General features: G+C 37.0%; 15 protein-coding genes. 5 read left to right on the top strand and 10 right to left on the bottom strand.

Going from position 1 to position 16,364, the window contains the following annotated elements; genetic code table 11:
• Window positions 1–5: 5 nt before the first annotated feature.
• From WG932_RS12595 to WG932_RS12575, 5 genes are all read right to left on the bottom strand, one after another.
• Window positions 6–719, bottom strand: coding sequence for an SAM-dependent methyltransferase (locus WG932_RS12595; protein WP_149392564.1), 714 nt, complete (start codon window positions 717–719; stop codon window positions 6–8).
• Window positions 712–1,569, bottom strand: coding sequence for a hypothetical protein (locus WG932_RS12590; RefSeq protein WP_483088187.1), 858 nt, complete (start codon window positions 1,567–1,569; stop codon window positions 712–714). The genes WG932_RS12595 and WG932_RS12590 overlap by 8 nt, the downstream gene beginning before the upstream one ends.
• Entirely contained in the window at window positions 1,545–2,480 is a 936-nt protein-coding gene (locus tag WG932_RS12585; RefSeq protein ID WP_483088186.1) for a hypothetical protein, read from the bottom strand. The genes WG932_RS12590 and WG932_RS12585 overlap by 25 nt, the downstream gene beginning before the upstream one ends.
• Window positions 2,471–3,160: a hypothetical protein gene (locus WG932_RS12580; protein WP_483088185.1), complete on the bottom strand. Its 690-nt coding sequence runs from the start codon at window positions 3,158–3,160 to the stop codon at window positions 2,471–2,473. Before WG932_RS12580 ends, WG932_RS12585 begins: the two co-directional genes overlap by 10 nt.
• Window positions 3,161–3,398: 238 nt before the next feature.
• Complete coding sequence (locus WG932_RS12575) at window positions 3,399–4,094, bottom strand: NAD(P)H-binding protein (protein WP_483088184.1); 696 nt, start codon at window positions 4,092–4,094, stop codon at window positions 3,399–3,401.
• Between the two features lie 474 nt (window positions 4,095–4,568).
• Here WG932_RS12575 and WG932_RS12570 point away from each other — a divergent pair, with 474 nt between their 5' ends.
• From WG932_RS12570 to WG932_RS12560, 3 genes are read left to right on the top strand one after another with little or no spacing between them, the layout of a single operon-like run.
• Entirely contained in the window at window positions 4,569–5,729 is a 1,161-nt protein-coding gene (locus WG932_RS12570) for a SulP family inorganic anion transporter (RefSeq protein WP_483088183.1), read from the top strand.
• A 23-nt stretch (window positions 5,730–5,752) separates the two neighbouring features.
• Window positions 5,753–6,013 (top strand): hypothetical protein, encoded by a 261-nt coding sequence (locus WG932_RS12565; RefSeq protein WP_483088182.1) that lies wholly within the window; start codon window positions 5,753–5,755, stop codon window positions 6,011–6,013.
• Window positions 6,010–6,291, top strand: coding sequence for an STAS domain-containing protein (locus WG932_RS12560; RefSeq protein WP_483088181.1), 282 nt, complete (start codon window positions 6,010–6,012; stop codon window positions 6,289–6,291). Before WG932_RS12565 ends, WG932_RS12560 begins: the two co-directional genes overlap by 4 nt.
• Window positions 6,292–6,560: 269 nt before the next feature.
• Here the strand turns inward: WG932_RS12560 and WG932_RS12555 are convergent, their stop codons facing one another.
• The 4 genes from WG932_RS12555 to WG932_RS12540 all read right to left on the bottom strand — a co-directional run bounded on the left by WG932_RS12555 (window position 6,561) and on the right by WG932_RS12540 (window position 12,826).
• Window positions 6,561–7,535 (bottom strand): PorP/SprF family type IX secretion system membrane protein, encoded by a 975-nt coding sequence (locus tag WG932_RS12555; RefSeq protein ID WP_483088180.1) that lies wholly within the window; start codon window positions 7,533–7,535, stop codon window positions 6,561–6,563.
• Window positions 7,536–7,538: 3 nt separating this feature from the next.
• A complete protein-coding gene (locus WG932_RS12550) occupies window positions 7,539–9,941 on the bottom strand; it encodes a T9SS type B sorting domain-containing protein (protein WP_483088179.1) in 2,403 nt (800 codons plus the stop codon).
• Window positions 9,942–10,024: 83 nt separating this feature from the next.
• On the bottom strand, window positions 10,025–11,905 hold the full coding sequence (locus WG932_RS12545) for a hypothetical protein (RefSeq protein WP_483088178.1): 1,881 nt from the start codon (window positions 11,903–11,905) through the stop codon (window positions 10,025–10,027).
• A 426-nt stretch (window positions 11,906–12,331) separates the two neighbouring features.
• Window positions 12,332–12,826 (bottom strand): DUF6508 domain-containing protein, encoded by a 495-nt coding sequence (locus WG932_RS12540; RefSeq protein ID WP_483088177.1) that lies wholly within the window; start codon window positions 12,824–12,826, stop codon window positions 12,332–12,334.
• Window positions 12,827–13,096: 270 nt separating this feature from the next.
• Between WG932_RS12540 and ffh the strand changes: the two genes are divergently transcribed.
• Complete coding sequence (gene ffh, locus WG932_RS12535; protein WP_149392560.1) at window positions 13,097–14,434, top strand: signal recognition particle protein; 1,338 nt, start codon at window positions 13,097–13,099, stop codon at window positions 14,432–14,434.
• 142 nt (window positions 14,435–14,576) lie between these two features.
• Here the strand turns inward: ffh and WG932_RS12530 are convergent, their stop codons facing one another.
• A complete protein-coding gene (locus WG932_RS12530) occupies window positions 14,577–15,557 on the bottom strand; it encodes a pyruvate dehydrogenase complex E1 component subunit beta (RefSeq protein WP_014018507.1) in 981 nt (326 codons plus the stop codon).
• 300 nt (window positions 15,558–15,857) lie between these two features.
• Between WG932_RS12530 and WG932_RS12525 the strand changes: the two genes are divergently transcribed.
• On the top strand, window positions 15,858–16,358 hold the full coding sequence (locus tag WG932_RS12525) for a metallophosphoesterase family protein (RefSeq protein ID WP_014018506.1): 501 nt from the start codon (window positions 15,858–15,860) through the stop codon (window positions 16,356–16,358).
• Window positions 16,359–16,364 lie beyond the last annotated feature (6 nt).

Genomic DNA, 16,364 nt, shown 5'->3' with positions numbered 1-16,364 from the left:
ATATTTTAAAAAGCAGAAAGCTTCTGTTTTACCTTGATCCATAACCTTTCTTTTAATATGGTATATTTATCCCTGTGATTGGTTTTTTTAATGGCCTGTTTCTTTTTAAATACAAAATATTGGTAATCTTTTTCTTTGTAAAAAAGGGCATAGGTATCCATTTTTTCAAGGTAGAAATCATTAGCAGATAGCTTACTTACCAATTCACCGGTGTCTAGAGGTTGATCGATCACTTGAAGTTTCTCAGGTTCATTGGTGATCATCCATTCAAGAAACCTTGGAGAGGGGATATGAATGAAAATAATAGTATCCGAATGACTATGATTTTTTATGGTTTCAAACAAAGCAAAATGGTCTTCAACGGGAATGTGTTCCAATACGTCCGGAAATACAATAGTGTCAAAAAATGTTTCTTTTTTATGAAAGTTTTTCATATCAGACACTTCAAATTTAAGGTTATCCAAACCTTTCCAAATGGAATTTGCTTGCTCAATACTTTCTGGACTTATGTCTACAGCAAGAACATCTCCTTTAGGTGTATTTTTGGCTATTAATTGACTAACAGTACCAATTCCGCAACCTACTTCCAATACCTTGTGATTCGGTTTGAGTCCAGCTTTTTTCAGTTTAGAAATAATACTCAAATGCCTTGAGTTTACTCCTGTTTTGATTTGCTGGTTGGCAAATTGATCATAAAATTGAGCAACGTCTTTAGTCATTTTCGGTTGTAAAGTCTCGTTTTGAATTCAAATTTTTATATACAGCAAATAATAATGATAAGACGACTAAATATTGAATTATCACTGAAACCATTTCCCAACGGAAATAAGAACTAGGCTCAAAGCGCATCTCTACAGTATGCTCTCCTTCCGGTAGCACTAGCCCTCTTAACAAATAATCAACTCGTAAGATCGGTGTTTCTTCCCCGTCGATAAACGCTTTCCAGCCTTTTGGGTAGTAGATTTCGGAAAAAACGACCAATCCTGCCTTTTCTACAACGGCTTTATAAATCAATGCATCTGGAGCGTAATTTTCTAGGTTAATGGTCCCGCTTCCGGTAACTATGCTTTGATTGCCATTGTCCTGCGCATTATAGGTGGCTGTTTCTTTGGTGTTTATTTTCGCCAATGTTTCTATTTCCTCCTCATTTGAACTTGTTTTGGCAATATTCTCCGGAAACCAAGCAGGACCATTGGCCTCAGGGTTTAAGAATACAGCGTTTTCAGCTCTTCCTGCCAATAGGTATTTCGTGTTAAGCATATTTAATCTTTGAATGCTCTTATAGTCAAAATTTCCTTCTTGGGCTTTTTTGACAAATCCATTGATTTCTGGAAGAAGAATGTGATCAATTAAATCACCATATCTACTCATTTTAGCACCATGGTATCCTCCGATACTATTGAAACGGTAACTCGTTCTGGCATCATTGAATGGGTTTTGAATATTTAACACACGAAAATACCCTTTGTCTGCACTTATTTTATTGTCTGCCGGTGTTGCGGCAAAATGTTGTTCACTTGGATTGTCAATAAAGCTGTCTGTATCTAAGTAACGACTATTGACTCCCAAAGGTCTATTATTAACACCAAGCCTATACCTAATAGGGCAAAGTTAATTTTTAATTTATTAAGATAGACCATGCCTAATAATATAGCTGGTATCAAAATGAAGATAGCAGACCTTAGCGCATCTGTCCTCAAAAGGCTTTTTCTATCAGATTTCAACGCTTCCATTAACCAGTCCGGATATCCGGGATTACCTGCGGAAGATTGGTAACCGGCCCAAGATGCAAAAACAATCCCAACTAGAATTAAGCCTAAACTTATACCTGTACCAATTAAGAATGGTTTCAAACTTTCTTTCTTTCCTATTCTATCAACTACATTTTCTAGACCTATGGCACCAAATAAAGGAATAACGAAAAGCGTCATTCCTAAGGCCATGGATACGGCTCTAAATTTATTGTATCCGGGTAGATAGTCGAAGATCGCATAATTAAACCAAGCAAGGTTTTTACCCCAAGAAAGCATTAGGGTTAGGACTACCATCGATAGGAATACATTTCTATAGAGTGGAGGGGAAAAGATAATAGCTAGAATAAAAAGAAAAATCATCACTGCTCCACCGTATATCGGACCTCCTGTAAATGGTTGATCTCCCCAATAGGTGGGGGCTCCATTTAGAAATTGGTTTACCTGAGCATTGTCCACACCATTGGATCGAAGGGCTTTCTCCGATGCGGAGTTTTTAGGGACTTCTCCCTGGGATGCCCCACCAAAGTAATTTGGAATAAGCAATGTAAAAGTTTCAAGCTTGCCATTAGACCAATTGAAAGCATATTCCTTGTCTAGACCAGTGTCATTTTGTTCGTCCAGAGGGAGATTTCGCTCTCCTCTAATAGAGTAGGTTCCATATTCCAATACTGAACTCAGCCGCGCGGCATGGCCCATCGCTCCAATAACAGCGGCCATTAGAAGCATAGCAGTGATTTTTGCGAAATCCGGTAATTTTTTTGTTGATAGGCCAGAACCAATTGGCCTAGGCCATAAACAATGACGAGTAGTAAGGTATAATAAGTAATTTGAAGGTGGTTGAACTTTAACTGCAGCAATACAGCGAATGCTGTCATAACGATGCCCAGTAACTTTTTGCCGCTGAATGCCAAGTGTACGCCTGCCAGTAATAATGGTACAATTCCTATGGCCCAAATTTTAGCGTTGTGGCCGGCCTCCAGACTTAAGAAATTAAAAGTATTCAGTGCAAAAGCCCAAGCTCCTATTATGGCAATATATGGTCTAACTTTAAAACAGATCAGGAGTAAGTACATAGAGACCATTCCAAAGAAAAGTGCACTTATAGGATGGGGAAGGCCGAAGGTAAATACTTTGATTAAGAAATTAGTAATGTCTCCCTTGGGATCCAAATGGATCAAATAGGCCGGCATTCCTCCAAACATTCGGTTGGTCCACAGCGCTTGTTCCCCTGTGCTTTCTCTATGGTCTAAAATTTCCTTCGCAGAACCTTCCCATTGAAGGATATCTGTTTGGAAAATCATCTTCCCTTCAAAAACAATGGGAGAAAAATAAAGTACAACGATCAGGTAAAAGGAAGAAATCGCTAAAAAATGAGGCAATACATCTGCTTTAAAATCAAACTTCATGGTCTAATCGTCTGGAATTAAGTTAGGTTTAAATTCAATACGCAAATTAACAAAAAACACCGGATAATAGTAAATGACTCATGGTCTGCTTAGGTGTAAAGTTTAATAATTAGAAAGTGATTTCTTGAAAATTCTTCATGCTTGCTCAAAAATCCTTAGTTAGAAAAGCCACTTTTTATAATTAAAGATTAGGATTGGTCAACGTGGTAACTTGAAAATCGTACCAATTTAAATGTTTTTAAGGTTTGTTTGATTTTTCAATTATGGAATAAAATTGATCCCAGTGAAAAGTTTCGTAATTCTTGCCTGCTATAAAAACATTTTTAGCCATAGATTGACCCAAGACAGAAACAGGAATTCCCCTGTATTTACGTAAACTTCCCATTAAAAACGGTTTTAGTAGTGGGAAAACTTTTAATACTATTGCTTGAGAAATTCCATACCTGTTGGTTGGGGTCAAAATCATTGAAGGTTGAAAAATACTCAATCGTTCAAATTTCAACGCTTTTAATTCATCTACCAATTCACCTTTAGCTCGCAGGTAAAAAGAACTCGACTTTGAACTTATACCAACGGAAGCCAATAACTCAAAATGCCTGACGCCTGAATTCTTACAGGCTTTCGAAAATTCTAGCACAGCTTGTTTATCAATTTTTATAAATTCCTCTTTACTAACCTTACTAGGCTCTCCTACACCCAATGTGCAAATTGCAATGGTATGACCGGGGAGGAATTCTTTATAGCTATCGGGATCGCTTACATTGATCTGATGTTGAAAAACATAGTCTTTGTTAATGCCAGAAATGGGGGTTCGCCCAAGCAAAGTTAATTGATGTAAATCCTTATGGTCCAGTAGCGATTTTAAAGCTTCCGAACCAACCGCACCACTGGCACCCAACATGACAATCGAATTTAGGTTGGTTTTTGAAGTCATGATATTTCTAAAATTATTAAATGGATTTCTTTATTTGGCATTTAAGCAATATAGTTATTTTATATCAATGGGTTATTTCGGCCTAAGGCTAGTATTCAATAATCATTTTCATTTACCCTGTTTACGTACTTTAGGCTTGGCTGGCTATGCTAGTTTCAGGCAATTTAGAATGGAGGTCTAACAAATTTTTAAAAAGATGCTGGAAATTTATTAATTTATAAGATATTCCTACGAAAGGTTGTCAGTTTTAATTAATGTTTATGATGTTGAAAATCAGGTGGTTTTACCAAATGAAAATTGCAAGCTAGGGTTACAATGTGAAAAATTTTCCTGGATGTATTCCGGGCACACTGCTGATCATTTCGGTATGAAGGATGGCCCATAATAATGCATTGCAGTGTCTGCTGGATCTTTGTGACCATTGTTACTGTAACCTAATTTGTTCTACAGTACTTTTGGGTATAAATTAAAGACATGTTGAAACAATACTTTCCCATTTTAGATTGGCTTCCGGATTACAAAAAATCCTATCTCTCAGGAGATATCGGAGCAGGATTGACTGTAGGTATCATGCTTATTCCTCAAGGAATGGCCTATGCAATGATAGCCGGATTACCGCCTGTTTTTGGACTTTACGCTTCTTTGATCCCCCAGATTGTTTATGCCTTGATGGGCACCTCCAGACAATTGGCTGTAGGTCCGGTAGCTATGGATTCCCTTTTAGTTGCCTCTGGCCTTGGTGCACTTGCCCTTTCGGGGATTGATGAATACATTGCCATGGCTGTTTTTTTGGCCCTATTTATGGGTTTAATACAATTAGGTCTGGGGCTGTTACGTATGGGGTTCCTGGTGAATTTCCTGTCAAAACCCGTTATTAGTGGATTTACCTCTGCTGCAGCCATTATTATTGGATTAAGTCAGTTAAAGCATCTTTTAGGAACTGATATTGAGGGAAGCAATCAGATCCATATATTGTTGATAAATGCCCTAGCTACACTATCTGAAACCAATTGGATTGCCTTGGCTATAGGCATCTTTGCCATTGTGGTTATAAAATCGATCAAGCATTTTAATAGCCGAATACCAGCTGCCTTGGTAGTGGTGGTTTTGGGAGTTTTGACTGTTTATTTTTTTAACTTAAATGAGCAAGGGGTTAAAATTGTTGGTGAGGTTCCAAGTGGTTTGCCATCTTTTAAATTACCTGTTTTAGGTTTTTCCAGAGTTACTGAGCTTTTGCCCATAGCCTTAACACTCTCATTGATTGCATTTATGGAAGCCATATCTGTAGCCAAAGCCATTGAGGAAAAGCATTCAGATTATAAGGTGGATTCCAATCAAGAGTTAATTGCTCTTGGAACAGCTAATGTTTTGGGGTCTTTATTTCAGTCCTATCCCACAACTGGGGGCTTTTCTAGGACAGCTGTCAATGACCAAGCAGGAGCTAAAACCGGTGTTGCTCCTGTGGTAAGTGCATTGGTAGTAGGTTTAACTTTATTGTTTTTAACACCTTTATTTTATTATTTACCCAATGCCGTATTGGCTGCTATCATTATGGTTGCTGTATTTGGGCTAATTGATATTAATTACCCGGTAGAACTTTTAGAAACAGAAGAGATGAGTTTTATCTCTTGCTAGCAACTTTCTTAATCACTCTTACTGTGGGTATCAAGGAAGGGATATTACTTGGCGTACTAATTTCATTATTGTTATTGGTGTACAGGACTTCAAGGCCTCATATCGCTGTTCTTGGAAGAATTAGAAACACGGATTATTTCAAAAACATAGCCCGGTTTCCTGAAGATACCGAAACCTATCCCAATATTTTAATTATTCGATTTGATGCTCAGTTGTACTTTGGAAATAGGGAATATTTCAAAAAGAATTACAAAATCAACTCGAACAAAAAGGGAAGGAATTGAAGTTTATTATTCTGAATGCAGAGGCCATCAATTATATTGACAGCAGTGCCATTCATATGTTGCGTCAGCTAATTCAAGAATTAAATAGTAAAGGAATTAAACTCTTGGTAGCAGGGGCCATTGGTCCTGCGCGAGATATCTTTTATAGCAGTGGTCTTATCGATGCCATAGGAAAGGATAATTTTTTCGTTCAGACCAATGAGGCATTTGAACATTGTAACCCCTCGCATGAAAAAACAGCTATTGAAGACAGAATCTCCCTTCAATCCAAAACATAAATTCGTACTAATGATAAATTGGTTGGTGGGTTACAAAAAATTTATACAGTGCTGAATTTATTTGATCTATCTCCAGCTAGGCTGGTAGGGGGTGGAGAACCTTAATTTCAAACGAATTAAAATTGCAGTAATAAGCCTCATTTCTAATTAGAAAATTAATTATAAAGCAGATATGGGACATCAATTTTTATTATACTAAAGTAATGAAGAAAGCAGAAGACTTAAATGACCAGCTGCTATTATCTTAGCCATAATGCTTTTAGAAAGAGCTAAAAATTTCTTTGGGAGGGTGAATCAAACCATTTGTTATTGATATAATATCCCAGTGAAAGCTCATGGCTATTATTGGTGTAATTGCTTTTGCTATTAAGGTTAAAGTCGTAAGCATAACCCATTCTGAGTTCTTGAGTAATAAATATATCCAATAACAAAGCAAGGGCTTTCCTATTGTTTCCAATTTCAGAAATGGAAGCCTGGTTTTTGACCAACCCTGACCTGAAGGAAGTGCCTATCCAATAATTTTCTCTTAGGAGAAACATCGCATTGATATCAAAACTTGTTGGACCATTCAGTTCTTCACGAATTAAAATTGAAGGTTTAAGGGAAACTGCATTGGATAAAGGCAATAGTGCCCCTAATTGATAATAAAAATGGTAATTGTGTGTGGCTACTGCCAGATTTTTGTTTTCTAATATGTTTTGCCCCACTAAATTATAAGCACTTACACCGGTGAAGAACTGTGGCGTATGAAAAAATATGCCAAGGTTTAAATTGGGAGTAATGGCACTTATTTTACCTTGAGGTATGCCAGGGTCACTTGGGTCATCCGGTTGATATTGACTTGCGTCAAGGCCATAAGAAGCAATACCTGAGCTCACGCCCAAGCTTAAATAACTACTATAGGACAATTGGACACTATAAGAGTAAGTAAGGAGTAAATTCTGAATATCACTTGCTCCAAATTTGTCTGAATTAATTTGTATACCAAAACCCATGGTTTGCTCTAAATTTCCAATATCTGCAGCAACAGAAAAGGTTTGTGGGGCACCTTCAAAGCCACTAAACTGACTTCTGTAAGTAGCTTGAACAAAAGGGTCTATTTTGTATCCAGCATAGGCGGGATTGATATGTAAGGGGTTAAATACATACTGACTATACTGAGGAAGTTGTTGTGCCTGAGTGGCGGTTAGTGAAAAGAAAACACTAATGGTTAAAAGAATGCGATGTAAAGTTATTGGCTTCATAATTTATTTAATCACTTGTACCCAGCCCTTGTATTGTTTCTCTTTCTTATCAAAATCTACGCCTTTAACTTGATAATAATAAGTTCCAGGCAATAAACCTTCAGCATACCAATTGTTTTGATAATCTTTAGAAGAATAAACGATGTCCCCCCAGCGGTTAAATATTACTAATTCAAGCCGTTCAAATCTATGGGCGGCCCTAATTACAAAAGTTTCATTTTTTCCATCTCCATCTGGTTTGAATACATTAGGAATAAATAGGGGAAGGATTGTTTTTACTTCAATTGATGTGTTGTTCTCTGGTAATATATCTTGTCCATCAGCACTCACCTCGGCCCTGTTTCTGATCCTTCCATCGCCAATAGCCTTGACAGTTAAGGTGATGGTTAGGGTTGCATCCACATCAAACTGAGGTACATTCCAAACCAGTAAATCATCCGCTTGCGTAAAAGTAGGTGAAGAAAGTAATCCTTCAGTATCAAACACTGCTGACTCGTAAGCTAATTGTGCAGGTAAAAAATCCACAATCCGCACATTGTCAGCTGGGTCAGGTCCGTTGTTGGTCACTGTTATTTGGTAATCAAAAGAACTACCATCATTCACTGTGGTGTTAAAGGAAGTCTTTTCTATGGCCATGTCAATCATTTTGGGCCTTACCTGTAACTCTTCACTTTGAATTGTTTGGTCATAATTTTCTACCTTAATGTTAACTTCATTCGTAAAGTTTCCATCTATGGTTGGCATTACCGACAATCCCAACTCAACCGTTTCTTCAGGTGCAAGATTACTTATTTCCCAAGTATTGGAAGGACTTAAGGCAGGACTGGCAGAAAGAAGCATCAGTTCTTCAGGTAATATCTCTGTTAGAATAATTTTGTCAAGACTAAATGTGCTGGTGTTTTTTAAGCGAACGGTATAATTTACTATATCACCCGGCAATGCCTGTGTTCTATCAATTGTTTTTGCTGCATCAATAGAAATGCCAATAACGGATAGGATTATATTGGCTTCACTGCAATTGGCAGGAACATCTTTTTGGCAAATGCTGTAACGAACGATGTAATTACCTGCTGTGATGTCTTCAGGTAATGAAATAACACCTTCTGTATCCATACTGTACCTGTTATCCAATGTAACATTATTCCCATCTTCATCTTTGATGCTTAAGACGCTAATTCTTATATCTTCAGGTAGGATTGGTTTATTTTTAAGGCTGTCATTCAATAATATTGTAGGTAGTAAGTAAGATTCATAATTAATTAGTGGCCCATAATAATCATCATTTGCTACAATAGGAGCAACTAAAACTTCAATAGTTAGCTCATTGCTTATAAAATCACCACATAATTCATCAGAGGTTGTCCTTCTAAAGCTTGTTGTTTCTAAGAGCGGCTTAGGTGAATAGTCCTTCCTTTTAGCGCCTTCAATAATTTCCCATTCCGAGCCTTCTGTTTTCTGTTCCCATATATAAGTGAATTTCCCGGAACCTCCTTGCGGTTCAGTGCCAATGATTTCTTCCGGTTTTTCCATCTGATACAACGATTGTTCAGCGGAAATCATATTATTATCAACCTGAGTATGTATCAATACTTCTACTGCTAACCTTTCATCCGAAAAACAAGTGCCATTGGATTGTGTGGCATAGTATGTCCTACCATTTTGGAGAATTGTTTCCTCGGGGAGTATTTCTTCACCAAGAGGGGAAGTATGCCATTGAATATTTGTACCCTCAACCACAAGTGATGCCAAGGTGTACTGGCCAGGGCTACAAAATTCTTGAATAGCATTGCCTTTTGGAACCTCCGGCACATCAGTCAAATTAATTGTAACAACTGTGCTTTTTTCACCTGAGCATATTCCTGTAATAGTGTATTCAAAGGTATAAGTGCCGGGGGTCAGATCATCCGATGACCAAGCGTTTTCTATTAAATTACCACTATTAGTGATTTCTTTCCAAGTACCATAATTGTCATATGGCCCGCTCAAATAATCAAATAAGTTTATTATTTCTCCTTTACAAATCTCAACTTCCTGACCTTCTCCGGCATCAGGATTTAGACTTGAGGTATCAATAGTAAATTCAAGGGTTTTGTTTACACAAGACTCAGGATTGTTATCGCTGATCTGGACATAGTATGTACCTGCATTTGCTGATAAATTAAATGATGGAAATTCCAGACGAGAATTTGTGCTTAAAATGTTTTCTGGAGCACCCTCTTTGTACCATTCAAATTCGAGGAAATCCAGGTTTTTAATTAAAAGTGCTCCATTTTCACCTTCACATAGGTTTTCAGGAATGATTTTAGGTAAATTCTCTCCTTTTACTTGTACTGAAGTGTTGGTCAGGTTCCCACAAGCATCTTCTAACTGCAGTTTATATCGGCCTGATTCAAGCCCCTTAAACAATGGATCTTCCCCATTGTCAATGATAAAAGGGAGGCCATCTTTTTCAACGATCTTATAGGTAATGGGAAGGTAGCCTTCTGCATTTACTGAAACCTCGTAGTTATCTCCGCTACATTTAAAGGTATTGATACTATTGAAGGTGCTTTTTCTTTAATCTCAAAGGTTTTTAATGTTTCCAAACAATATGTGATCTGGGGCCTATTTACCATCATGTCTTCACCCATTTTCCAGATGTTCAATGACTTTACCAATCTTAATGTTCCCGAATAATTTTGATTGATATTGGTAGCTCCATTGACCAATAAAATTGCGTTCTCATTTGTCAATGGATCTGTAGGGTTATATACTTGGCCGGTTTCAGGATGGCCCCATTCACCGGATGAAGGATCTAATTTTTGGATTCCGAATAGCGGGGATTGGCCATTGGTTGAATTGTCTTCATGTTTCAAAAAGATGTTAAAGGCCCCACAATTTTCAATAATATCAATTTGATTATCAATTACCTCAATTCCTTCAATGGTAACCTTGGTGAGATGGGTGGTTTTGCAGCTTGTATAGGAGGTGAATTCATATTCTCCTTCTGGAAGACTGTTCATATAAAACCTTCTGGGATCTACACTACTGATGTTATTGGTGACATCTAAGGGCAAAGAGCCACTAAATGAAGCCGGTGCACTTGTTAGTTCTACGGTGGTAAATTCAAAATCAAAGCTGTTCAATTGTACAGAGCCCATATCCGGCCCACAACCTTTATAAACCGTAGCCCCCGGGCCGCTTAATTTGTCTAATAGTTCTTTAGAAATACTTGCAGTATGCCCACAAGCATCTTCTAATGTAAAGGCATAATTCCCTGTAGGAATAGGCATATCAGTAGAGCCGAAAAAAATATTTTCTTCGGTAAAAGGACCTGGATATTGGGAATTAAAGATTTCAGGGTCAAATCCATCCGGAAATTCGGTAAAATTTATTGTAAATGGTGCGGTGAAATTGGAAGGTTTAATGGATAGTCTTCTTTTACCACAAGACCCTGCACCCCACAAAAGGTCATTTGAAATCGTCAACTTTCTATCAATTGAAATTCCCTCTAATGTGGAAACTTGCCCGCAATTATCTGTGATTTTCAGGTCATATGTATAGGCTTCGTCATAATAGAAAGGGAGGGTATTGAAAAATATGTTTTCTGAAGGATCACCGGTTGTGATTTCTGTATTGATTTCTTCGGTTGTCCCCATCGGTGTATGGACCACATAATTGACATATAATGGGTATGATATACTAGCTCCAACGGATTTTACTAAGTGGCCAACATTAATTTCGTTACAACTATTAAGCGTGTTTTCAAACCCTTGATAGTTTTCATCAATAAAAAACGCAGCCTTTTGAATCTCAAAAGATTGAGAAAGTCTATCTCCACATTCATCGGTAACAATTATTGTATAAGCTCCTTCCATAAGGTCTTCAAACACATTGCTTTCTTGAGCAGGTCTTTCAGAGGGACCTAATAATTCATATGAGGCAGGCGCTCCTTCATTAACAAATACTTCTATACTACCCAATTCGTTTTCACAGATTGTTTTTGAAATTACGGTAAATGACAACGGGTTATATACAGAATTTAATGTTTCCTCCACGGAAATTTCTTGAGGGCTGTCATCGATTGTAAAGTTGGCACTTAGCTTATATAAACCTGCATCTAATCCTTCGAAAAAACCATTTGCGTTGCTTGCTAGAAGCGTTTCACTTGGAAGCTGAAATAAGTTGTAGACCAAATTCCCCGCATTGTCTGAATTCTGAAGCAATGCTGTGATGCGTCCATTGCCTGAGCAGGAAGGGTCTTGCTTTTCTAAATCTATAGTGGGTTCTGTTTGTGCCATTAAATTGGAATGAAGCCCAATCGCAAGCAAAAACAAATAAATAAGGTGCACATTCTTTGAATGTGGGGTGATCATTTGATTGATTTTCATTAACACTGGTTTTACCTAGTGATGTTTTAAAGGATCGATTAAACTATTTAGTTTTTTAATTAAACTGAAAATTATTTTGCAACAGGGTTAAATTGCTTCAAATTCAACAGCTTAATTGGTTTTGTCAATTTAAAGGAAACGCATTATTTTATGCTTCCTTCTTATTCAATATTTCTAAGGTGTCTATTGAAAAGCGCGGCACCTAAATTTATTTTCGTTATAAAGTAACGCAAATAAATCTCATTTGGATTACACTGCTTTACAATATAAATATCTCTTCCAACCTATATCATTTACGCTATTAATAATTTATCAGTTGAACCTGTATTCACAATTATAAGGCCAATAATAAAAAAAATAGAGGGCGTTAAGCGTAAAAAATTTATACTATACTAAAAAAATCAATAATACTGGCGGTTAATTGGGTTAATCTACAACATCTGTATTTATATATCCGGAAACATTCGTAGTGTCTAAAGAATTTACGATAGCTTTTAATAAGGCAAGCACAAACTTGTCTTTTATCTTTGACTCAAGAAATGTCGGGCCATAAATTGTCTGAGACCTCAGCAATACTGTCATTATTTTGCCAAGGGTCACGGTATCTTGACTTCTTAATAATGAAGGGTTTTGATAAAATCTTTCAGCTTCGGACTTCCAAGAAAGCCAATCAAAGAGAGGGACTAATCTTAATTTCAATACGGCATCCAATAACTTCACATGAATTCCGTTCAAGCCGATACCACTTAAAGTAATACCACTTAAATCGTTAATTCCGTGAAATTTTTCAGTTTTATAGAAACTCATTTCCATTTCCTGAATAAGATTTACCAAGGGCATCAGTTTTCTTCCGTCAAGGCTGTTACAATGATCAGAAAAATTTCCAATTGGAATAAAAAGCGGGGTTTGGTCCTTTATCATTATTAAATAGTTTATAGTTTAAATGATAATTGTTTGATACTGTTTGAATTGAGTTTGTAAGTAACAACATTTTTTGATCAATAAAATACCCTGATCAGGGTATTTTTGTATACCAAATGCAACATTTTGTCTTTTTCCTAATGAAAAAGATAAAATTTCATGACTTATGCTATTATAAACGTCTTTTAAAGAATGTACGTATTCTTTTAAGGTATTAGATGTACTTGCTTAAAAAAATCTCTATTTTTGTTGATTCTAAACGAAAATGACATGTTCGATAATCTCAGTTTTAAATTAGATAGAGCTTTTAAAACCTTAAAAGGTACAGGGAAGATTACAGAAATAAATGTAGCTACCACTGTTAAGGAAATTCGGAGAGCCCTGATCGATGCTGATGTAAATTATAAAGTAGCCAAAGAGGTTACTGACAAAATTAAAGAGGAGGCATTAGGCAGAGATGTGTTGATAGCAGTTTCTCCGGGTCAGTTGTTGGTTAAGATTACTCAGGAAGAATTGACCCAGTTGATGGGAGGAGCTAAGGAGGAAATTAACCTTAAGGGAGACCCTTCTGTAGTGTTAATTTCTGGTTTGCAAGGTTCAGGTAAAACCACATTTTCTGGAAAATTAGGGACTTATCTTAAAAAACAAGGTCGTCAAGTATTATTGGTGGCCTGTGATATTTACCGTCCTGCTGCAATTGAGCAATTAAAAACCCTTGGTGAGCAAATTGGTATAGAGGTTTATGCCGAGCCGGGTAATCAAAATGCTTTAGAAATTGCTTCTAATGCCATTGAATATGCTAAGAAATCAGGGAAAAAGACTGTTATCGTAGATACAGCAGGTCGTTTGGCTGTAGATGAGGTAATGATGGATGAGATTTCTGCTTTGAAAGAAAGCTTGAATCCTTCAGAGACATTATTCGTAGTCGATTCAATGACCGGTCAGGATGCTGTCAATACTGCCAAAACCTTTGATGAAAGGCTGGACTTTGATGGTGTAGTACTAACCAAATTAGATGGTGACAGTAGGGGTGGGGCAGCCATTTCAATTCGTCATGTTGTTAATAAGCCAATTAAGTTTATTTCAACAGGCGAGAAGATGGAAAACCTTGACCTGTTTTACCCTGATCGTATGGCTCAGCGAATTCTGGGTATGGGTGATGTGGTTTCCTTGGTTGAAAAAGCCCAACAATCATTTGATGAGGATGAGGCCAAAAGACTTAATGCGAAAATCAGGAAAAACCAGTTTGATTTCGATGATTTTCTTTCCCAACTTGATCAAATCAAGAAGATGGGAAATATTAAAGATCTTTTGGGTATGATACCGGGTATGGGCAAAGCTATTAAAGGTTTGGATATTGATGACGAATCTTTTATTCCTATTGAAGCTATCATCCGAAGTATGACTCCGGATGAAAGAGGTAACCCATCAATAATTGACGGAAGTCGCAGGAGAAGAATCGCAAAAGGAAGTGGACGGACTATCCAAGAGGTTAATAATCTTATGAAGCAGTTTGCTGATATGAGAAAGATGATGAAACAAATGAATAAAATGGGTGGCGCTCAAAAGGCATTGGGTGCCCTAGGTGGAAATATGAGAAGAAGATAATTCTCATTAAATTATAGAAATAAAAGAGGGCTGAAAACATTGTTTTCAGCCCTCTTTTATTTCTATAATAGGTTTTTTTCATTGGTGATAAAAAAGGCAACATCCATGGATGCTACCTTTTTTATTGGAAGCCGGAATATGATTACTTCTTATAAGTAACAGATTTCACAGCATCAATTGTCCTTTTTACGTTTGGAAGCGTTGCTTCAATATAGGTAGGTGCATAGCTCAATGGAACGTCCATTGAATTTACACGTATAACCGGTGCATCAAGAAAATCAAAGGCTTGTTTTTGAATGTTGTAGGCAATGTCTGCAGACAACGCCGCAACAGGGTTTGCTTCTTCAACAATTACACATCTGTTGGTTTTCTTAACAGAGGCAATAACAGTTGGGTAGTCAATTGGTTTTACTGTTCTTAGGTCTATAACCTCAGCATGAATATTGTCTTTTGCCAATTCATCAGCTGCTTGGTAAGCTACCTTCATCATTTTACCAAAGGAGACAAGGGTAACATCATCTCCCTTTCTTTTGATTTCGGCCACCCCCAAAGGAAGCAAATATTCACCTTCAGGTACTTCACCTTTATCGCTATACATTACTTCTGATTCCATAAAAATAACAGGGTTGTTATCTCTGATGGAAGCTTTCAATAATCCTTTGGCGTCATATGGGTTGGAAGGAACAACAACTTTTAATCCTGGGGTGTTTGCAAACCAGTTTTCAAAATTAGAAGAGTGGGTAGCACCCAACTGACCAGCATTTCCAGTTGGCCCTCGGAAAACGATGGGAACACTGTATTGACCTCCCGACATGGCGAGCATTTTGGCTGCTGAATTTACCAATTGATCCATTGCTACCAATGAAAAATTAAATGTCATAAACTCTATTATAGGTCTAAGACCATTCATGGCAGCACCTACGCCTAATCCTGAAAATCCAAGTTCCGAAATAGGAGTGTCTAATACACGGTCCGGCCCAAACTCGTCCAGCATTCCTTGGCTTGCTTTGTAAGCACCGTTGTATTCAGCAACTTCTTCTCCCATAAGAAACACATTTTTATCGCGTCTCATTTCTTCGGACATTGCATCCCGAACGGCATCTCTGAATTGTATTTCTTTCATTTATATACAAAATTTTCTATCCTCGTAAAAATAGAAAGGAATCTTTCAATTAACAAGTTTGGCATCTTTTAAAGGTTGTTTTCTTATAATTAAAAATAACTGCTCACAAACTTTGATAAATTCATAAGTCGCTAAAGCATTAATTGATAGGTGGCAGATAGAGGAATAAAAATAAAAAGTGCGGTTTTTTTATTTTTATGAAATAATAATTTTATCTACAATGAATTGGGAAAGGAGGTTTGTTTTTCATTGTCAATTGTCTTTGATTTGCCCTCCAAATAAGATGAAAATTTACATTCTATGGTCAAAATAGCTTTGATTAGTGATACCCACAGCAGCCTTCCTGAAAATGCAATTCAATCATTGGAGGAAGTAGATGAAATTTGGCATGCTGGAGATGTTGGAGACCCCATGATATTGGAAAAATTACCAAAAAAACCATTATTAAGGGCAGTATTCGGGAATATCGATGACCAACACCTAAAGAGAGAACTTCCTGAAGAAGTGCTTTTCGAAAGTGGAGGAGTGAAAGTGTTTATGATTCATATCGGCGGAACACCACCACGATATGCAAAAGGAGTAAAAGCTAAAATCAAAAATCACCAACCCAACTTATTTGTATGTGGACATTCTCATATTTGCAAGGTGGTGCAAGACAAAGAATTGGGTGTGCTATATATGAATCCCGGGGCTATTGGCAATCACGGATTTCATCAAATAAAAACAATGTTGACTTTTGAATTGGATCAAACCGTCAAAAACCTCAAGGTAATTGAACTAGGAAAAAGAGGCAGGATATAAAAAAAC

The organism is Cyclobacterium sp. SOCE241, assembly GCF_056867545.1.
Note: the sequence above shows the minus strand (reverse complement) of the source record. Positions and strands in the feature narration are given on the sequence as shown.